17 protein-coding genes are annotated in these 18,684 nt (G+C 50.1%); 12 read left to right on the top strand and 5 right to left on the bottom strand.

What is annotated here, in order from left to right:
• The first annotated feature begins 24 nt into the window (after positions 1 to 24).
• The 5 genes from CFF01_RS17730 to CFF01_RS17710 all read left to right on the top strand — a co-directional run bounded on the left by CFF01_RS17730 (position 25) and on the right by CFF01_RS17710 (position 3,299).
• Entirely contained in the window at positions 25 to 615 is a 591-nt protein-coding gene (locus CFF01_RS17730; protein WP_198387094.1) for a c-type cytochrome, read from the top strand.
• A gap of 721 nt (positions 616 to 1,336) precedes the next feature.
• On the top strand, positions 1,337 to 2,074 hold the full coding sequence (locus CFF01_RS17725; RefSeq protein WP_088905662.1) for a Cthe_2314 family HEPN domain-containing protein: 738 nt from the start codon (positions 1,337 to 1,339) through the stop codon (positions 2,072 to 2,074).
• Between the two features lie 106 nt (positions 2,075 to 2,180).
• On the top strand, positions 2,181 to 2,627 hold the full coding sequence (locus CFF01_RS17720) for a hypothetical protein (protein WP_088905661.1): 447 nt from the start codon (positions 2,181 to 2,183) through the stop codon (positions 2,625 to 2,627).
• Entirely contained in the window at positions 2,627 to 3,007 is a 381-nt protein-coding gene (locus tag CFF01_RS17715) for a TIR domain-containing protein (protein ID WP_088905660.1), read from the top strand. Before CFF01_RS17720 ends, CFF01_RS17715 begins: the two co-directional genes overlap by 1 nt.
• A gap of 28 nt (positions 3,008 to 3,035) precedes the next feature.
• Entirely contained in the window at positions 3,036 to 3,299 is a 264-nt protein-coding gene (locus CFF01_RS17710) for a hypothetical protein (RefSeq protein WP_088905996.1), read from the top strand.
• Positions 3,300 to 3,980: 681 nt separating this feature from the next.
• Here CFF01_RS17710 and exaC read toward each other — a convergent pair.
• A complete protein-coding gene (gene exaC, locus CFF01_RS17705) occupies positions 3,981 to 5,501 on the bottom strand; it encodes an acetaldehyde dehydrogenase ExaC (protein WP_088905659.1) in 1,521 nt (506 codons plus the stop codon).
• A 326-nt stretch (positions 5,502 to 5,827) separates the two neighbouring features.
• Between exaC and CFF01_RS17700 the strand changes: the two genes are divergently transcribed.
• Both CFF01_RS17700 and acuI read left to right on the top strand, forming a co-directional pair.
• On the top strand, positions 5,828 to 7,603 hold the full coding sequence (locus tag CFF01_RS17700) for a sigma-54-dependent Fis family transcriptional regulator (protein ID WP_088905658.1): 1,776 nt from the start codon (positions 5,828 to 5,830) through the stop codon (positions 7,601 to 7,603).
• Positions 7,604 to 7,706: 103 nt separating this feature from the next.
• Positions 7,707 to 8,687, top strand: coding sequence for an acrylyl-CoA reductase (NADPH) (acuI, locus tag CFF01_RS17695; RefSeq protein WP_088905657.1), 981 nt, complete (start codon positions 7,707 to 7,709; stop codon positions 8,685 to 8,687).
• A gap of 124 nt (positions 8,688 to 8,811) precedes the next feature.
• On the opposite strand, the gene CFF01_RS17690 is transcribed toward acuI, so the two are convergent.
• A complete protein-coding gene (locus CFF01_RS17690; protein ID WP_088905656.1) occupies positions 8,812 to 9,741 on the bottom strand; it encodes a LysR family transcriptional regulator in 930 nt (309 codons plus the stop codon).
• Between the two features lie 304 nt (positions 9,742 to 10,045).
• On the opposite strand from CFF01_RS17690, the gene CFF01_RS17685 reads away from it, so the two are divergent.
• The 4 genes from CFF01_RS17685 (at position 10,046) to CFF01_RS17670 (ending at position 14,799) form a co-directional block, all read left to right on the top strand.
• The gene (locus CFF01_RS17685) at positions 10,046 to 11,566 is read left to right on the top strand and encodes a flavocytochrome c (RefSeq protein ID WP_033540854.1); all 1,521 of its coding nucleotides are present in this window, start codon (positions 10,046 to 10,048) and stop codon (positions 11,564 to 11,566) included.
• Positions 11,567 to 11,592: 26 nt separating this feature from the next.
• Positions 11,593 to 11,946, top strand: coding sequence for a cytochrome c3 family protein (locus CFF01_RS17680; protein WP_033540853.1), 354 nt, complete (start codon positions 11,593 to 11,595; stop codon positions 11,944 to 11,946).
• Positions 11,947 to 12,341: 395 nt separating this feature from the next.
• Positions 12,342 to 13,586 (top strand): cupin domain-containing protein, encoded by a 1,245-nt coding sequence (locus tag CFF01_RS17675; protein ID WP_088905655.1) that lies wholly within the window; start codon positions 12,342 to 12,344, stop codon positions 13,584 to 13,586.
• Between the two features lie 88 nt (positions 13,587 to 13,674).
• Positions 13,675 to 14,799, top strand: coding sequence for a hypothetical protein (locus tag CFF01_RS17670; RefSeq protein ID WP_198387093.1), 1,125 nt, complete (start codon positions 13,675 to 13,677; stop codon positions 14,797 to 14,799).
• Between the two features lie 78 nt (positions 14,800 to 14,877).
• Here CFF01_RS17670 and CFF01_RS17665 read toward each other — a convergent pair whose 3' ends face one another.
• A complete protein-coding gene (locus CFF01_RS17665; protein WP_033540745.1) occupies positions 14,878 to 15,747 on the bottom strand; it encodes a LysR family transcriptional regulator in 870 nt (289 codons plus the stop codon).
• A gap of 121 nt (positions 15,748 to 15,868) precedes the next feature.
• On the opposite strand from CFF01_RS17665, the gene CFF01_RS17660 reads away from it, so the two are divergent.
• Positions 15,869 to 16,519: a TetR/AcrR family transcriptional regulator gene (locus CFF01_RS17660; protein WP_088905653.1), complete on the top strand. Its 651-nt coding sequence runs from the start codon at positions 15,869 to 15,871 to the stop codon at positions 16,517 to 16,519.
• Here CFF01_RS17660 and CFF01_RS17655 read toward each other — a convergent pair.
• Both CFF01_RS17655 and CFF01_RS17650 read right to left on the bottom strand, forming a co-directional pair.
• Positions 16,503 to 17,870 carry an ATP-binding protein gene (locus CFF01_RS17655; protein WP_088905652.1) on the bottom strand — a complete coding sequence of 456 codons (1,368 nt, stop codon included), beginning with the start codon at positions 17,868 to 17,870 and terminating at the stop codon, positions 16,503 to 16,505. The two genes, CFF01_RS17660 and CFF01_RS17655, sit on opposite strands and share 17 nt — an antisense overlap.
• Entirely contained in the window at positions 17,870 to 18,553 is a 684-nt protein-coding gene (locus CFF01_RS17650; RefSeq protein WP_033540742.1) for a response regulator, read from the bottom strand. Before CFF01_RS17650 ends, CFF01_RS17655 begins: the two co-directional genes overlap by 1 nt.
• Between the last annotated feature and the right edge of the window lie 131 nt (positions 18,554 to 18,684).

Genomic DNA, 18,684 nt, shown 5'->3' with positions numbered 1-18,684 from the left:
TCAACGTCAGTTATGTGTTCACTCATGGCTGATACAACTATGGTCGCTGATAAAGATGCTGGTAAGGTGTTGGCTATTCAAGGGGGCGGCGGCGCAGCCCCCTGTAGCGCTTGCCATGGTGTCGCTGGTCAGGGAATGGGTGACATTCCGAGTTTAGCTGGAGCAAGCGAATATTATTTACAAAAACAGCTGCAAGACTTTCGTGCAGGCAGTCGAAAGCAGGCGCTTATGCAACCTATGGCTGCAGGTTTAACTGATAAGCAAATTATTGATGTAGCAGCCTATTACTCTTCTCTACCCACTCCTGTCTATGCGGAGCCGTTGAAGGTAGACGCTGACATTTTGGCGGCGGGGGAGCAACTAGCTGAGCGCGGTGATATTGCTCGACAATTGGTAGCATGTGCTAATTGCCATGGACCTCGAGGAGTCGGTCTACCACCGGCAATACCACGTCTAATGGGGCAAACTCGAGGTTATATAGCTTCGCAACTTAACGCATGGCAAAAGAAAGATCGCATCAATGATGATGGAGGCTTGATGGCTGAGGTTGCCAGTCAACTTACTCAGGCTGATATTGATGCTGTCGCGGCTTATTACTCAACCGTTCGGCCTTGATAGTAAGTGATTAGCGCAATGCGACCAGGTATCCCTAAACGGGTTTAACTAGCGATATCTACCCTGTTGTTCTAGTTTGCTTTTCACTGCCCAAAAGATTCCCGATATTTTTGGGCATTCTCTTCTTCCCTAGAAGTCAGATGCTGCCGAAGATCGCTTGGTGATGGGCCTGCGGCATGTCTATGACCCGATAGCGGGGTTAAGAAACTATTTATATCTGGGCATTCGAATAGTGTGATGCCGAATATATGGGGGTGATCGGGCTGATGCTTCCAGCTGCATTTGTATTTGAAGGTCGAACCTTCACCTTCATCAATTGCCTGCGGCAGGCTTGTGTGCAAGCACTCTTTTGGCACGCTGTGAATATGTCCTTATACGCTTCACGGCGGCGTCCATGCCGCCGAGAGCCAAAAGCGTGCTTACACCTGTGTCTATAGTCTCTTCGATTTGGCGGCGTTGGGGAGGTAAGGGAGTAAAGCGTTAACTTATTTCTGCCCCAAAGTGTGTTAACGCAATTGCGCTAAGGATGTTGTCTTTGAGCGAGTAACGGACACTCACTCTCTAGCTAGTCTTGGTAGTGCTTTTCTAATACCAGCAAGAATTTTGTTCCACCCAATACATCACCCTGTTCGCATTGTGCTGAGGCAGTATTTACTTTACTGTATGATTTACGATAATTTTTTTTAGTCTTGCTAATAAGCTGTTATAACTCAGGAGAGTGATGAGTAAGTTTTCGGAATTAGATGAAAATTCTTTCTTGGTATCTGTACTTAAAGACGGAGAGGTAGCGTTTTCTGACATTGAAGTTGATAAACTAGCTACGGAACTTCCTGAAGATATTGAATTATCTGAATATCAATACTACGTCCAGAAAGTAGGTTTCTATCTGGTTAATACGATCTCTTGGTGTAAGCAACTCGATTTAGCTATTGAGCTGCTATCGAACTTTGATTACTCAAAAAAAGAAGCTTCACGGGCAGACCATCTTATTTACAATGTTGAAAACTACTTAATTCGTATCAAATCTGTACATGATCGAGTTCTTCAGCTGGTAAATGCTGTATTTCACCTGTGTATTAATGAAGCAAATGTAAATCATGGTGTAATAGTCAGTAACTACAAGGTTCAACACCGCCCAGAAACTCTTAAAGCAGTCAAAGCCATTAGCAAATATCTAAGTGAGCACGAGCAAATCAGGCATACACTTATTCACCGACATTCGTTAATTGATAAAGACTTAAAGAAAATTGAGTTGTTTTATCTTAATAACTTCGAGCACATTGATGACGAGGATAAGGTAAAGGCATACAAGTATGTACGAACTGAGCATCTCAAAAAGGTTTTATCTGAAAAGAAGTCTGAATTTAGAGAAATAAATAGCACTTTATTTACTCTTATTAATGCTCTTTTTTTAGAGCTAAATTCAGAGTATGAGAGGCAAAAGAAGATTGTTGGTTAAAAGTTATAACAAAGCGCTGTTGTCGGACTGGTTTTCCGTTGCGCTACAAACCAGCCGCAAAGCGCTGCGTTAGCTTCCTCTGATAGCTTGGAGATATACAAGAAAAATGACGGAATACAAAAGATCATGTGAAGACGAACTGGACTGGGCAAGTGTCGACCAACTTCACGAAGCAACTCTTCAAATAAGCAAGAGTTGTTTTGAATTCAAAAAAATCTGCGTGGGGCTTATAGGTGCAGCTTTGGCTGTGTTGGTTAAGCTGACTGACAATAGCCTTGATCACTCGTACTTCGTTATACCACTTCTAATTTGTTTCGGATTTTGGATCGCTGACTCTTCTGCATACTATTTCCAAAGAAAAACAAGAAGCGCCATGAATCAAAAGTTGCATGCGATTGCACAGAGAAATTCCATCACCAATTATCCTAATGGAGATCTAAGTGTAACTTGGTTTGGTGCCGCATTTAATCATTCTATGACACTCTATTTTGCCTTGGCAGGCCTCGGTATTATCGGCTGGGTAGCATATGCCATGAATTGGATTGGACCATAATGTCTATATTTGTGAGCTATACCACCAGAGATAGCTATGTTAATCGTAATACATTGAAAATGGTGTCAGGTGTGTTGTCGAATTATGGTCCGCACTATATTGACCTTCTACACAACGATGCGCCAGAAAAGCAACGTCATGTTGAGGAAATGCTTTCTCATGCTCAACTTATGATTCTAATAAGGTCGCGTTCTATAGAAAAATCAGAATGGGTTCAGTGGGAATTGAGCGAAGCTAAAAAAATTGGCATTCCCATAATTGAAGTTCAAGCTTCTATAAACCAAAAAGAAACTATTAGTAATTTAAAATATAAACTAGCTTCAGAGCTCAAGAAGCTAGAAAGGCGCTCTAGCAAGGACGCGCAAACGTGCGCCGCTTAGCTTGGCGTTATGTGTTAACGAGGGCGTGATGAAATTTGAGGAGCTTGGCATTAAGAATAGCTTGTTGTGGTTCTTTATAGCTATATTTTTATTTTTTTGGCTGGGCGGCCAGCTATTTGGTGCTGTTACAAACTTAGAAATTGAAAATATTCGTGTAACAGATATGGTTTCGTTCCATTCTCGACCAATTTGGTTCACTTTTATTGCCTGCTTTAAAGCAATTGCATGGGTGTTTTCCATAGTTGTAATTTACAAATATGCAAAATCAAAGCTTATCAAGCAAAACACATAACAAGGCGGTCAACGTACGCCAGCAAGCTGGCTGGACAGCTTTAAGCGTGGCTCCGCCACAAAGCTGCCCGGGCCCTTGGCGTTACTGGACAAATACTCTAACGCGTTTCTGTCTAATTGAGTTTTAGTGTCAGGCTAACCATTAACGTTTAATCGAAGAGACGATAGATACCAGTGTAAGCGCGCTTTTGGCTCTCGGCGGCAAGGACGCCGCCGTGAAGCCTCCAGGGACGGAATATCGGCGTGCCAAAAGAGTGCTTGCACATAAGCCTGCCGCAGGCAATTGATACACCATGAAGTCATGGTTCAAGGAAACCCTTTAAACAGCAAGGTAGTGTGATGCTCACATACTAAGACCTTCGCTGAAAGGCCATTAAGCTCCTGTCGCGCTGCACCTGCCGCAGGCAATTGATACACCATGAAGTCATGGTTCAAGGAAACCCTTTAAACAGCAAGGTAGTGTGATGCTCACATACTAAGACCTTCGCTGAAAGGCCATTAAGCTCCCCTCGCGCTGCACCTGCCGCAGGCAATTAATACACTATGAAGCCATGGTCAAAATCACCCTTTCCAAGTCCCAAATAGGTTTGATGTAGCTACTAAGATAGCTGTCCCTTAATGAAGGGATAGCGCCTGCTGAGATCCAGCCTCAGCAGGCTTTGGGTTGAGCCAGATTGCTAGGTTAGAAGAAACCTAGCGGGTTGACGTCGTAGCTGACGAGCAGGTTCTTGGTGTTCTGATAGTGGCTGAGCATCATCTTGTGGGTCTCGCGGCCGATACCTGACTTCTTGTAGCCACCGAAGGCGGCGTGAGCTGGGTAGGCGTGGTAGCAGTTGATCCACACGCGTCCGGCCTGAATGCCACGTCCCATGCGTTGGGCGCGGTTCATGTCGCGGGTCCAGACGCCGGCGCCTAGGCCATACTCGGTATCGTTACCGATGGCCAGTGCCTCGGCTTCATCCTTAAAGGTGGTGACCGAAATGACGGGGCCGAAGATCTCCTCCTGGAAGACGCGCATCTTGTTGTTGCCCTTGAGAATCGTCGGTTCGATATAATAGCCGCTGCTCTGATCCCCTGATAGCTGACAACTGGCGCCCCCTATTAACACCTCGGCGCCTTCGCTTCGACCAATTTCAAGGTAACTTAATATCTTATCGAACTGCTCCTGTGAGGCCTGGGCACCCACCTGAGTCTCGCTGTCCAGCGGGTTGCCCTGCTTGATTGTCTTGGCACGTGCGATAACCTTGTCGATAAACTTGTCGTAGATAGATTCATCAATCAGCACACGGGACGGACAGGTACAGACCTCTCCTTGGTTGAAGAAGGCCAGCAGCATGCCTTCTACCGCCTTATCCAGATATTCGTCTTCTTGATCCACCACATCGGCAAAGTAGATATTAGGCGACTTGCCGCCCAGCTCGACGGTAGAGGGGATTAGCGATTCGGCGGCGCACTTGAGAATATGGTGACCAATTTGGGTCGAGCCGGTGAAGGCCAGCTTGGCTATACGCTTGCTGACCGCCAGTGCCTGACCCGCCTCGGTACCGAAACCGTTAACGATATTGAGCACGCCAGCAGGTAGCAGATCTTGGATAAGTTCGACCATCACCAGTATGGAGACAGGTGTCTGTTCGGCGGGCTTAAGTACGATGCAGTTACCTGCGGCCAGCGCCGGGGCGATTTTCCAGGCAGCCATCAGCAGCGGGAAGTTCCAGGGAATAATTTGTCCGACGACCCCGAGTGGCTCGGGGAAGTGGTAGCTGACGGTATTGCTGTCGATATCGGCGGCGCTGCCTTCCTGGGCGCGGATACAACCCGCGAAGTAGCGGAAGTGATCGACAAATAGTGGCAGATCCGCATTGAGGGTTTCGCGCACCGCCTTACCGTTCTCCCAGGTTTCGGCCACCGCGAGGAACTCCAGATTTTGCTCGACGCGATCGGCGATCTTCAGCAGTAAGTTGGAACGTTCGGTGACCGAGGTCTTGCCCCAGGCATCCTTGGCGGCGTGGGCGGCATCCAGTGCCAGCTCGATATCGCGTTCATCGGATCTGGCTACCTGACAAAACACCTGGCCATCGACAGGTGAGCGGTTATCAAAATATTCTCCGCCCACAGGCGCGACCCATTCACCCCCAATGAAGTTGTCGTAGCGGCTGTTGAAGTTAACGATGGCATCTTTGCTGCCTGGCTTGCTATAGATCATCTTGAGCTTCCTTGTATGGTTTTGTCTTGTCGAAAGACGCCTCTGGCGGGCGTCCTATTTTTATGTTTAAAAAACAACAGGTTTAAATTTTTTATCTCTGCCCCAATCGAGTGTCACGTTTGTGTTCAATAGGGCTCAGATTCCCTTTAGCTAACGCAAAGCCCAGGCCAAACTGGCAGGAGTTGTGCTGTAGGATTAGTAACAGTATGATGAAAAACTAATTTTTGATGTCCGAATGTGCGTGGTCCAGGAAGGGGTTGCACTGGCAGTTGGCATGCACTGTGACATAAGAGCACACCTTAGGTGTGCCAAAATGGAACACAGTTATGACGATAGCTCTACAGACACAAGCTTGGCTGTCAGACTCATGGTCGCGTAGCCAAGGGGCTGGGCTGGATGAAGCCAAGTTACCTCAAGAGTTGCGCCTCAACGCCGATGCACTTGCCGAGCGGCATCACGCCAATCAGCAACTCATCGCCCTCACCAAGCAACATGCATTGCCACTGTTTAACCAGATAATGACCCATACCCAGAGCCGGTTGATCCTCTCAGATCGTGACGGCTATGTGCTTTGTCATTGGGGGGTGAGCCGTTACTCTGACAAGCTGGCCAATGTGGCCCTGGATGTGGGGGTTAACTGGCGCGAGGAGCATAAGGGCACCAACGCCATCGGCACGGCATTGACCGCCAGGCAGCCCGTTGCCGTGATAGGCGATCAGCACTTTATTCGTCACCACAGGTTTATGAGCTGCACCGCCAGCCCTATTTTTTCGCCCGAAGGTGAGCTGCTTGGCGCTATCGATATCACCAGCGAGCAGCAGCGTCACACCCAGCAGACCTTGGTATTAATTGCCAGCCTGGTGCAGCAGATAGAAACCGCGCTGCTGTGCCATCTGCCGGGCAGTCATTACCGCATCGATCTGGCAGAGCAGGCGTCACTCATCACCTCGGGGTGGCAGGGAATCGTGGTCGCCAATGCCGATGGCAAGATCTTAGGCTGTAACGCGATGGCGAAGCGCTTGTTGCATCGCCCGCTTATTGGTGACGATATTCATCAACATCTGGGGAGTCGTTGGCATAGTGGTGCCCCAGTGTGTCAGCAGCAGCGCCTTCATCTCAAGACCCAAGAGTTGGTTGTCACTAAGCCGAGCCAGTTGGTGAGCCAGCAGATAGGGGTGCGCTTTCGTGACCCTAAGTTAGAGCGTGCCTGGCAGCAGGCCAATAAGGTGGTGAGCCGCAATATTCCCCTGCTGATCTGTGGTGAAACCGGGGTGGGCAAGGAGCAGTTTGTGAAGAAACTCCATGCTCAAAGCGCTCGTGCCCAGCGTCCCTTAGTAGCGGTTAACTGCGCCGCGCTGCCGGCCGAACTGGTGGAATCTGAGTTGTTTGGTTATCAGCCCGGCGCCTTTACCGGGGCTAGTCGGCAAGGGTTTGAGGGGAAGATACGTCAGGCCGATGGCGGTTTTTTGTTTCTCGACGAGATAGGTGAGATGCCGACGGCGACTCAGAGCCGGCTGCTCAGAGTCTTGCAGGAGCGGGAAGTGGTGCCTGTGGGCGGCAATCGCAGCTATAAGGTGGATATTCAGGTGGTGGCCGCGACCCACGCCGATCTGCGTCAGCTGGTGAGCCAAGGCGCGTTTAGGGAAGATCTCTATTACCGCCTCAATGGCCTGCAGGTGTCACTGCCACCGCTGCGCCAGCGCACCGATATTGAGCGCATCATACATAAACTGCATAAGCGCTATCGTCAGGCGCCACAGCAACTTTGCCCAGAACTCTTACAGCGCCTGTTGGCCCATGATTGGCCGGGCAACCTGCGCGAGTTGGATAACCTGATGCAGGTAGCTTGCCTGATGGCCGACGGCGACCCAGAGCTCAACTGGCAACATCTGCCGGACACCATACAGGCTCAGCTTAATCAGGCTGGAGAGATAAATAGTCAGATGACGGCAAGCGAGAGTGAGCTGAGTCTGGTGGTAAACGCTAATATTGTCTCTAGTTTCCACCGGTTTGAGGGCAACGTTAGCCGCTGCGCCAAACATCTGGGGATTAGCCGTAATACCTTGTATCGCAAACTCAAGGCCTTGGGCCTTAAACCCTGATCTGATTATGCGCAATATGCATGTAGTTTATGCAAAATGTGCAGTGTATTCATGATGGCAGATGCACTAATCTGTCAGTCCATTTTGTTGTTAAGGAGGCCCCATGTTCAAGGCACTCGTATTGACCCAGCTAGATAAACAGACCCAAGCCGATGTGAAAATGCTGCCTGAGAGCGATCTACCCGAGGGTGAGGTGCTGGTGGACGTGAGCTACTCATCGCTCAACTATAAGGATGGCCTGGCGATCACCGGATTAGGCAAGATCATTCGCCAGTTCCCTATGGTGCCGGGCATAGACTTTGCTGGCGTGGTGAGCGAGTCGGCCGACTCCCGCTTTGAGCCAGGTGATGAGGTGATATTGACAGGTTGGGGCGTGGGCGAAAACCATTGGGGTGGCATGGCCGAGAAGGCGCGGGTAAAAGCCGACTGGCTAGTGCCCATGCCTAATGGCTGTGATGGCGCTAAGGCAATGATGATTGGCACCGCTGGATTGACTGCCATGTTATGTGTGCAGGCACTGCAACAGGCGGGCGTGACCCCTGAACAGGGAGAGGTTTTAGTAACGGGTGCCAGTGGTGGCGTAGGCTCAGTGGCTGTGACCTTGCTGGCTCAGCTAGGTTATAAGGTCGTTGCCAGCTCTGGCCGCGTCGAGGTGAATGGCGACTGGTTAAAAGCCCTGGGCGCAAGTGAAGTGATCGACCGTAGCGAGCTGGAACAGGAGTGCCGTCCATTGGAGAAACAGCGCTGGGCGGGTGTGGTCGATACCGTAGGTAACAAGGTGTTGGCTAGCGCCTTAGCGCAGATGCAATATGGCGGTAGCGCCGCTATCTGTGGCCTGGCGGGCGGTTTTGCCCTGCCGACGACGGTGATGCCCTTTATTCTGCGTGGCGTAAATCTGTTAGGTATCGACTCAGTGGCCTGCCCAATAGACAAACGCGTTAAGGCCTGGCAGCAGGTACTTGAACTCTTGCCCGATAGCTATTACCAGCAGGCCTGTCAGACCGTCAGCTTAGAGCAGCTTGGCGAGTACGCCGACAAGATAGTCAAAGGCAAGGTGACCGGGCGGGTACTGGTCAAGGTGTAGCCTTTCTCAAACAATAAAAGTGGCCACTGGCCACTTTTTTTTGCCTGCTTGCCAGCCAGTGGCCAAGTGCTGCCTTGCGGTATTCAGGTTTGCTCTTGTTATCGCCGGGTTTGCCCTTGTGAGCCTAAGGCTCCCCCTGCTGGCCAAGCAGCGGCCTAATCAGGCCGGTGATCATGCCCCGCAGCCAGGTCTGTGCCTTATCCAGTTCACAGCGCGAATGCCAAAACAGGCTGTAGTTGAGCGCGGCGATCTCAAAGGGCAGGGGCTTAACCCTGAGGCGGTGACGGGCGGCGGCCATCTCTGCCAGTCCTTCGGGCAGGGTGATAATAAGGGGATGAATCGACAGTAGGGCCAGGGCACTGTCTAAATGGGCGGTACGCAAACACTCGTGCCGAGGCGGATGCTGGGCAATGGCCGCATCGACGATCGCCTTAACCCCGTCGCTGATGGCGATGGTGGCGTGGGGATAGTGCAGATAATCTGTGAGGGTTAATGGGCGATCCGCTACCGGATGATAGCTGGAGACCAGGCAGCTGACACCGACTCTGCCCAAGGGGGTGCTGGCAAGTGGCGACACCTGACCCAAGGCGCGGCAGATCGCCATATCTACCCCTTGTAAACTCAGCTGAGAGGCAAGCGTCTGGTGCTGTACCGGCAGGATATTCAGCCTGATGTTTGGGGCTTGGCGATAGATCTCAGGCAGAATAAAGGGCAGCAGACCCTGAATGGCAAAATCAGTCGCCGCCAGGGTAAAAGTTTGCCTGCACTGGCTGGGTACGAAGGCATTGGGTGTTAAGAGTGTGAGTAGTTCACTGGTCGGCCCCTGAAGCTGGCGATAGCAGTCCAGAGCATATTGGGTCGGCACAAGTTGCTGGCCTACCCGAGAAAATAGCGGATCATCCAGCATCTGCCTTAGCCGCCCTAAGATGCGGCTGGTGGCTGACTGGCTCAAGTGTAACCGTTTAGCGGCGCGGGTGACGCTGCGTTCTTCGACTAAGACTTGCAGGGCAATTAATAGGCTTAAATCCTGTCGATAGATATCTTCGAGTTCCATAAGTCGGCTGCGCTAGATCTGTATAAGGCTTAACTTACCAGTGCGGGCCGCATCTTGCCTGACTTTTTATTTTGCCGTTGAGCTAAGTCTCATTCCGCCTTAGGGGCTTTGAGACATGGCGTCATGCTTTGGAACGGCTTCCAAAATACCCACAAAGTAGTATTTCTGTGTAATTTTTGAGCTGGTTATAAGTTTGGCGATGTGAACAAGTTGTTTTAAAAGTAACTGTTGATTAACTCCCGTTTTGGAACCTGTTCCAACCCTAAGATGGCGCTGTCGAATAAAACAAAAAGGGTGATAACAGATGAGCAAGGTAGATCTGCTAGGACGCCGTAATTTCATTAAAGGTATGGGTGCCGCTGCGGGTGTCGCAATAGCCTCGCCTGCAATGGCAGTTTCCGAGAAAGCTGACGGTGTGAAATGGGACAAAGAAGTAGAAGTATTGATTATTGGCTCTGGCTTCGCCGGTTTAGCGGCCGCGATTGAAGCCACGCGCAAAGGCGCAAAAGATGTTCATATCTTTGAGAAGATGTCTTACTTCGGTGGTAACTCTGCCATTAATGGTGGTCTGTTTGCGGCGCCGGGTACGCCAATGCAGAAGAAAGAGGGTGTAGAAGACTCGGTCGATCGTATGGTAGCGGATCAGCTTAAGTCTGGCCGTGGTATCGCCGACGAGGCGCTGCTGCGTCATGTGGCTTCGCACGCCGTTGAAGCCCTGCAGATGACCATAGATGCGGGCGCCGAATTCCATCCTTATCTACAGCAACTGGGTGGTCACTCAGTAGCTCGTACTTACCAAACCACGGTGAGCTGTGGCGCTGGTATTACTCAGCCGCTCTATAAAGAGTGTAAGAAGCTTGGGGTTCATACTCACAATCGTTCTAAGTTCGAAGGCTTCCTAGTGGGGGCCAAGGGTGAAGTGGTTGGCGTTAAAATGCGTCAGAACTATCACTTTGGCGAAGACCAGCCAGGCAAGGTGGTTAATATCCGTGCTAAGCGCGGCGTGATCATGGCGACCGGCGGTTTTGCACAAAACGTCGATCTGCGTATGGCTCAGGATCCAACCCTAACCTCAGAAGTGGGTTGTACCAATGCACCAGGTGCCACCGGTGAAGGCATGTATGAGATGTTCCGTCTGGGCGCGATTCCGGTTCACTTGGCCCATATTCAATCCGGCCCTTGGGCATCGCCTGACGAAGGTGGCTTCGGCTACGTGTCTAACTACTCAATCTACAACTTCCCGCATTCAATGGCGATCAACCGTCTGACGGGTAAGCGTTTTATGAATGAGATTGCCGACCGTAAGACCCGTGCCGATGCCGAGTTGGCTTGTCGTGACGAGCAGGGCAATCCGTTACCACCGATTTTGATCACTAGCTACAAGGATTCTAAGAAGCATCCAAACACCAAGAAGGTGATCAAGTACAACGTGGGTTGGAAGTTCGACACTATCGAAGAGTTGGCTAAACACTTTGAGGTACCTTTGAAGCCGCTTAAAGCGCAAATCGAAGAGTACAACAGCTATGTGAAGAGCGGTGAAGATAAGCAGTTCGGTAAGAACATGACTAAGGCCAAAGATAAGTATATCGAAGCGCCATTTACTGTGGTTCGCCTATGGCCAAAAGTGCACTACTGCCAAGGTGGTGTGCAGGTGAATACCAAGGCCGAGGTGAAAGACAGCTTCACCGGTAAGCCGATTCCAGGACTCTACGCCGCAGGCGAAGTGTGTGGTGGTATCCACGGCGTCAGTCGCCTGGGTAGCTGCTCAATTCCTGAGTGTATGGTAATGGGCATGACGGCTGCTCGCAGCATCATGAAAGCTTAACGACCGGTTATTAAGAGGAATCAATAATGAAAAAGGTAAATATTGTACTCGCGCTGGTCTTAGGTGGCTTAGTGAGTTTGTCTGCTCAAGCGATCGATCAACGCCCTTGGCACAAAGAGGTGATCGGCAAAGATTGTAAGGTGTGTCATGACAATGGCATCAAGCAATTCCCATCGGATCAGGCTTGTCTGCAGTGTCACGATGTCGATGACTTAGCCGAGCAAACGGCCCGTAGCGAAGAAGACAAGTGGCAGAATCCACATAACAACCTTCACTATGGTAAAGACCTGCCTTGTCAGGAGTGTCATGGCGAACATAAGCCGAAGCAACCTTTATGCAGTAACTGTCATACCTTTAAGTTTGACAAGCATAAAGAGTAACTTCTGCTAAGAGAGACCCATGGCTATCATGGGTCTTCTCTCATCTTAGCGTCTCCCCCCACTTGGGGTCACAAGTTGTGGCACATTCCCCTTGGCTTGTGAAAAAAACTTTTAGCGACATTGACCGTTTTATTATCCCTGCAAAGACAATTTACTGTTAACAGTTTCGCTTTATATGCCCCTTGGTTGACATGACTTAGGGGCTTTTTTATTGCAGTTGAAATCTGTCTATTTTCTTTATAAACAATGTGTTATCCAGTTTGTGAGCTGGGTTGTCATTTTGTCGTTTAATTTGTTGCAAATATGTGCTGGTTACATTTTTGGAATGGATTCCAAGCCTATGATTTCGCTCCGCAAGTGGTGAAAAAATAATGTGTAAATTAAGGATGAGATGAATGAAAAAGACAATTATTGCTTTGTCGTTGCTATCGGCAAATGGTGCCATGGCGGCAAACCTCCCCGACTTTCTGGATCAGCAGGAAATCGATCAGGCTGAGTTCAAGTGTCTGGGTGAGCCAGTCAAGTACGGCTCGGCGGATCAGAAGTATGTCGATATGCTGTGGGACGAGACCCTGACCTACCTTAAAGCCTATGCCGTGGCCTTAACCAATGGTGAGAACAGTCACTGTCTTAACTCAGACGAAGCCCTGTTCGATTCGACTCAAGGTGGCCAGAAGATGTGCATCATGGATCGCCGTGATATGAAGCTGATGGTGAAAAACATCTACCAGGTGATCAATAACCCAGACAAGGCTAAACAGTGCTTCGGTGCTCGTGAAGAGGTTAACTGGATCTATAACCCGGGTGGCGAGCTCACCAAGAACTCACCCGTGGCGCAGCACTTTAAGCGCACCACCTTCGATGAGTTCTTCAAGACCAAGGTAACCAATAAAGAAGTACAAAATTTGGGTAAAACCTTTACTAAGCACTTCGCCAAGATGGTTACCGGTGATGAAGTGAAGATGCCGTCAGCCTTCCCCTATGATATCAGCGCCAATGCCCTGCCAAACCTGTGGGCGGCAGCGGGCTGGTTCCCTATGTACGCCGAAGAGAGTAAGCGTAACGATAAGAACTTTAACAACATTCGCGGTGGCTATGCCTATGCCGAGATCTTCGGTCACTGGGGATTGCTACGCATCGATGAGATCAATGGCGAGAAGGTGGGGGCCGAAGTGGGGATGACGGTGCAGTCTGTCGATACCCTTTATCCCTACCATAACCATGCTATCTCTGAGATCTACTACAACATGCGCGTACCCGCGTGTGCCAATCAGTTTAAGAGCTTTGCTGTACGTGCCGACTCTCCTCTGCTGACCACAGTTAAAGAAGATGACAAGATGCGCCGGGTGCAATTCGACGCCGCCCAGCACAACGGCCATACCCAGTGGTTAGCCGGCAGCTATCAGCAAGATCCCCTGCTTTATTTCCATCAGAACACCATACATGCCTTCGATGTGGACGGTAGCTGCGAAGCCAAGCCTGAAGAGCGCGCCATCGTCTCCGTTTGGGCCAGAAGTAACGCCCACGATAAGCGTAATGACTATGGCACCACCTTGTTGTGTGAGTCGGCGAAAAATCCAGGCACACCGGCGAATAAAGATGAAGTGATTCAGTGCGATCTGACACATGTGAAGTGGTAACAGCAGCGTAAAAATAAGGCCAAGCATATGGCCAATTTAAGGTTCGCCGTGCGCCTTTGTTGCACGGCAATTAACAATAAAGGGTGAAATGATGAAGAAGTTTAATTGGTCTCTCCTTGCGGCATTAATGCCGCTGGCGATGATGACGGGCATGGTACAGGCACAGGAAGATGGTATCGATGTTTCCGGGACTGTGAGGGTCAACTACGCCTATAAAGATTACAGCGAAAGCTCGAAGGATAAAGGTGGCGACTTTGCCTTTGATATGGCGGCGATCAAATTCAACGGCAAGCTTGGCGACTGGGGCCTAGCCAGTGAGTATCGTTTCTATGATGGTTGGCAGGCACTGCGTTTTGGTTATGGCTTCTACGATTTTAATTCAGATTGGCAGCTGCAATTTGGCGTTAACCAGGTTCCCTTTGGGAATCCTGGCTTTATCTCTAACAGTTTTTGGTTTGGCGTGCCCTACTACTTAGGCTTCGAAGATGATTATGATCTGGGCATCAAAGGGGTTTATAAGCATGGTGCCTGGGGTACTGAGATGGCTTTCTATAAGAATGCCGAATATGGTGCTGGGCGCGCCGATCGCTATTCTACCGACCTCTATTCAGGTGTCGTCAATGGTACCGAATACAATAACGAAGAGACCAACCAATTAAATCTGCGTCAAACCTATGAGGTGAGCTATGAAGGCGGTAAAACGCTGATTGGTGGCTCGGTCGAGTATGGTCAGATCTATAACGGTAAGACAGGTAACAATGGCGACCGTTATGCCGTCGCGATTCATCTGGATAGCAGTTACAAAGGTTGGAATTTGCAACTGCAGGCGATGCAATATGAATATGACGCGGCTGATGCAGTAGATAGCAATAAGATCGCCGTTGCAGCCTATAACTGGCAGTATGAGATCGCCGCAAAGGCCCAGGCATATAGCGTCAATATTGCTAAGTCCCTGGCGACCGACTGGGGCAGCCTGAAGTTTTATAATGATTTTGGCATGGTGACCCCTGATGTGGCCGATGATAGTTATGACACCAGCTATCAAAATGTTACGGGTTGCGCCATTGCGGCAGGTGCGACCTATACCATGGTCGACTTTATTGTCGGTAAGAATATGTATGCTTCGACTCGCGACAATGGCCATGTGGGCTTGCCTGAGGTCGGGGACAGTTGGGATAAGCGTATCAATATTAACTTTGGTTATTACTTCTAACTTGATACCGCCTCATTAACGTGAATCGACAAAAGCCAACCTCAGGGTTGGCTTTTCTTTAATTGCTCAAGGATGGTGTTAGTCGTCGGCAATTTCAGCCAGATTGTGCACATTTGCCTTGATTAAAGTGATCAGCTGCAAGGTCGCATCGGTTTGCGTATCGGGATTAAGGTATAAGGCTTCATTAAATGTCGGCAGCACAGGCAATTTATGCTCTAGCGGATCTAAAATCTGCATTTTGTCGTTGATCCTGAATTCGGCAATGGGGGCAATCGCCAAGTCGTTTTCGACCGCCATACAGAGCGCCTGAGGCGATGGCGTGGAGAGCAGCACATTGATAGGACGCATAGATAGCTGATGGTTGGCAAATACCTGGGCGCGTATCGGGCAGTTTTCCGGGTAGAGCGCCATGGGTATGGTCTCGCGTTTATGGGCATTGCCACCCTTGGCCGCTACCCAGTGAAATTTGCGCTCGAACAGGAGTTCGCCGTTGACCGGCGGCTGCCAGTGGGTGGCGACGACCAGGTCAAACTCTCCTTGTTGTAGCCGCTTATACAGGTTGCCACTGACATCTGTATCTATTACCAGCTCGATACAGGTAAATTCGCGAATAAACTCGAGCAGACAGCTCCCCAGATAGCGCTTGATGTAATCTGTGGGTACACCCAAACGGATGATCTCGCGGTTCTGGCACTCTTTAAGATCGTCCAGCGCCTGTGAATTAAGCTGCATCATTTTATAGGCGTAGTTCAACAGGGTTTCCCCCGACTCGGTGAGCGTGACGCCTTTGTTGTCTCTGAGTAGCAAAGATTGGCCCACGCTCTCTTCGAGCTTCTTAATTTGCAGGCTAAGGGTCGATTGAGTGCGACAGATCTTATCGGCGGCTTTCGACAGGTTGCCCGCTTCGGCTACAGCTATAAAACTCTCCAGTAATTCGATTTTTAACATGTGCTATTGAGTTTGTTCATAGTGGTATCAGTATTACTCAATATTCTCTGGTACATAAGACTGTTATGGTTTGATTGTGAAGTTGCAATCATTTTGTTTGTCAAAGTGTGATGGGGTCGATATGAGTAGTTGGGAACAGAGAACAGATTATCTTGTGGAGGTAGCGCAGCGCTGCCTTAGAGGGCATCAGAGCTTTGAACTGTGCCGTTCTCACCTTGTTGGCGCCAGCCAGATATCTAAGGGAACCATCTATAATCATTTCACCACAGAGGCCGATCTGGTGGTGGCGGTCGCTTGTGCCCAATACCAAGGTTGGCTCAAGGTGGCCGAGCGTGAGCAGGAGTACTATACCGATCCCTTGGAATGTTATCTGTTTCATCACTGTCAGCGTCTGTATGATGTGCTAGCTCAAAAGCGCTTTGTGATAGAGCGCATGATGCCCAATCAAGAGTTGTTGCTGCAAGCCTCTGAGGTGTATCGTGACGGGTTTAATGAGGTGTTTGAGCAGTACTGCCAATGGAATAAAAGCATGATCTCAGCCGTTGGCGAGTGTCCCGGCTTTGATCGTTATGAGCTACTTAAAAACTATATTCGCGGCACCATGATTAACAGCGATGATGGCGTTAAGCGGTGTGATGACGTGCAGACCTATTATCAATTTAGCTATGCGATGGCCCAGCTCATGGGACATTCGGATAGACGTATTCCCAGCAAGCAAACCTTTTCACTCTGGTTACAGCAAAGAGAGCTGTACACTAACGCGGCAGCGTGATGGTCACCTTTAACCCGTTAGGTTGATGATTGGTGGCGATGATCTGTCCTTGGTGAGCCTGTATCGCGGCCTTGGCGATTGCCAGCCCGAGTCCCCAGCCACCCGATTCGCGCTCACGAGCGGATTGTGGTCGATAGAAGGGCTCGAAAATGGATTGTAGATCGGCAGGGTCCTCAATACCCGGGCCATCATCGAGGATCTCCAGGATTACCTTGCTTGGCTCGGCAAAGGCGCGGATGCTGATCTCTCGCTCCGCATAGCGAATGGCGTTACGCAGCAGGTTTTCTACCGCTCTGGCCAAGGGGCGAGGGTTAAGTTTCAACATCAGGCTATCGTCAATGTCGATCACCAGAGATTTCTGTTGCTGCTCAGCCTCAAACTCAGCGTCGTCCAGCACTTGTCCCAGGGTTTCCGCCAGTGACAACATGTGTTTATTTTCATGCACATCCAGTTTCACCCGCGACAGTTCCAGTAATTCGGCGATCATCGCCTCTAACTGTTCGGCCTCATAGCCGATGCGCTCAATCTCTTTCGAGTCTTGTCCCTTTTTACGCGTCAGCGCCAGTGCGAGCTGTAGCCTGGTCAGTGGTGTTCTGAGCTCATGGGACATATCGCTAATTAATCGCTGCTGGCTGTTGACCATAGACTCGATGGAGTCTGCCATGGCATTAAAGGATTGCGCCAGCTGGCCTATCTCATCGTTACGCGCCGTGGTACTAGGGTCTGCCCTGTGACTGAGATCGCCACTTGCTACCGCCTCGGCGCTCTGTTTGAGTGAGCGCAGGGGCTTACCCAGGTGCCATGCCAGCAGACCACAGAGCAGGCCTGAGAGTAAGATGGCTAAGGTTAGTGTCAGTGCGATGTTCTCGGCAAAGAAGAAAAACCAGGGTCTGGGGTGCATCTCCGCCAGGCGGCCATAGAGGCTGTAGCGCTTGCCTTGCAGGGTGAAGACTTTGGGACCAAACAGCAGCTCACTCTTAAATTGGTGACTGATGGGGCGTCCGGCCTCATCGGCCATCAACATGAAACGACGTATGCCGTGAGAGGCTCGCTGGTTGTTGATTAGCTGTCCCTGCTCATCGGCCACATAGAAGCGCACCGGCTTATTATCCATCTCTCTGAGTCTGTGCCAGTGTCTGTCGCGCTTCTTGGTCAGGAGCTCAGGCTTGTCCTCTAACCGCTTTACGACACGTTCTAACAGTTCCTGCAGATCTGGTGGGATAGGGGCCTGATCATGGTTCTGCTGCAGCAGTGGCAGCAGGCCAACGATGGCGATGATCAGGCTACTACAGAGCCAGAAGCTCAGTAGCAGCTTGATAAAGATGCGGTTAGGAAGACTACTAATTTTCATCAGGTTAGCCAGATATAGCCCTTGCCTCTGAGGGTCTTAACTCTGGGGCGTCCATCGGCGCGCTCGGGGAGCTTTTTACGTAAGTTAGACAGGTGCATGTCTAAGCTGCGATCGAAGGGCATCAGCTTCTTACCTAATACATTCTCGCTGAGGTTGTCCTTACTGAGCACTTCGCCACTGTGTTGAATCATATGATATAGCAGGCCAAATTCTGTGCCTGTGAGGATAAGTAGCTGATCCTGGCAGACCACCTCCTGACGGCTGGGGTCTAACTTGATGTCGGCAAACTCTATGATGCCTGGTTGCTGCTCGTCTACCTGTTGGCTGGTGCGACGTATGATTGCCTTGATGCGTGCCACTAATTCGCGGTCGTTAAAAGGTTTAGGCAGATAATCGTCCGCGCCAATTTCGAGCCCGACCACTCTGTCAATTTCATCGCCGCGAGCGGTCAACATGAGCACAGGTGTCTGTTTCTTGGCCCGCAGCGCCTTGAGCACCTCAAAGCCGTTGAGCTTGGGGAGCATGACATCCAAGAGAATGAGATCGAACTGCTGTGATAAGGCTAAGTTGAGCCCTGCCTCACCATCATGGGCGAGTGTTAGGGTAAAACCTTCGAGTTCAAGCAGTTGTGCTAGCAGTTCAGCTAGTCCCAGATCGTCATCAATTAACAGAATTTGGCTCATGGTACGTCTCTCTACACCTATAACAGCTTGAGTATACCCGTTTAGACGTCAATTGCAGTCTAAGAATGTAAGTCTACGTAAAGTCATCATCAACAGTAGATTATGGGGGGATGCGTAAACTTTACAGAGGT

This window comes from Shewanella marisflavi (assembly GCF_002215585.1).
GTDB lineage: Bacteria > Pseudomonadota > Gammaproteobacteria > Enterobacterales > Shewanellaceae > Shewanella > Shewanella marisflavi.
Note: the sequence above shows the minus strand (reverse complement) of the source record. Positions and strands in the feature narration are given on the sequence as shown.

Coding starts and splice junctions, on each gene's coding strand:
- exaC (WP_088905659.1), bottom strand. CDS start 5,501: ATGATCTATAGCAAGCCAGGCAGCAAAGATGCCATCGTTAACTTCAAC.
- CFF01_RS17655 (WP_088905652.1), bottom strand. CDS start 17,870: ATGAAAATTAGTAGTCTTCCTAACCGCATCTTTATCAAGCTGCTACTG.
- CFF01_RS17660 (WP_088905653.1), top strand. CDS start 15,869: ATGAGTAGTTGGGAACAGAGAACAGATTATCTTGTGGAGGTAGCGCAG.
- CFF01_RS17690 (WP_088905656.1), bottom strand. CDS start 9,741: ATGGAACTCGAAGATATCTATCGACAGGATTTAAGCCTATTAATTGCC.
- CFF01_RS17675 (WP_088905655.1), top strand. CDS start 12,342: ATGAAAAAGACAATTATTGCTTTGTCGTTGCTATCGGCAAATGGTGCC.
- CFF01_RS17665 (WP_033540745.1), bottom strand. CDS start 15,747: ATGTTAAAAATCGAATTACTGGAGAGTTTTATAGCTGTAGCCGAAGCG.
- CFF01_RS17710 (WP_088905996.1), top strand. CDS start 3,036: ATGAAATTTGAGGAGCTTGGCATTAAGAATAGCTTGTTGTGGTTCTTT.
- CFF01_RS17720 (WP_088905661.1), top strand. CDS start 2,181: ATGACGGAATACAAAAGATCATGTGAAGACGAACTGGACTGGGCAAGT.
- CFF01_RS17700 (WP_088905658.1), top strand. CDS start 5,828: ATGACGATAGCTCTACAGACACAAGCTTGGCTGTCAGACTCATGGTCG.
- CFF01_RS17730 (WP_198387094.1), top strand. CDS start 25: ATGGCTGATACAACTATGGTCGCTGATAAAGATGCTGGTAAGGTGTTG.
- acuI (WP_088905657.1), top strand. CDS start 7,707: ATGTTCAAGGCACTCGTATTGACCCAGCTAGATAAACAGACCCAAGCC.
- CFF01_RS17680 (WP_033540853.1), top strand. CDS start 11,593: ATGAAAAAGGTAAATATTGTACTCGCGCTGGTCTTAGGTGGCTTAGTG.
- CFF01_RS17685 (WP_033540854.1), top strand. CDS start 10,046: ATGAGCAAGGTAGATCTGCTAGGACGCCGTAATTTCATTAAAGGTATG.
- CFF01_RS17715 (WP_088905660.1), top strand. CDS start 2,627: ATGTCTATATTTGTGAGCTATACCACCAGAGATAGCTATGTTAATCGT.
- CFF01_RS17650 (WP_033540742.1), bottom strand. CDS start 18,553: ATGAGCCAAATTCTGTTAATTGATGACGATCTGGGACTAGCTGAACTG.
- CFF01_RS17670 (WP_198387093.1), top strand. CDS start 13,675: ATGATGAAGAAGTTTAATTGGTCTCTCCTTGCGGCATTAATGCCGCTG.
- CFF01_RS17725 (WP_088905662.1), top strand. CDS start 1,337: ATGAGTAAGTTTTCGGAATTAGATGAAAATTCTTTCTTGGTATCTGTA.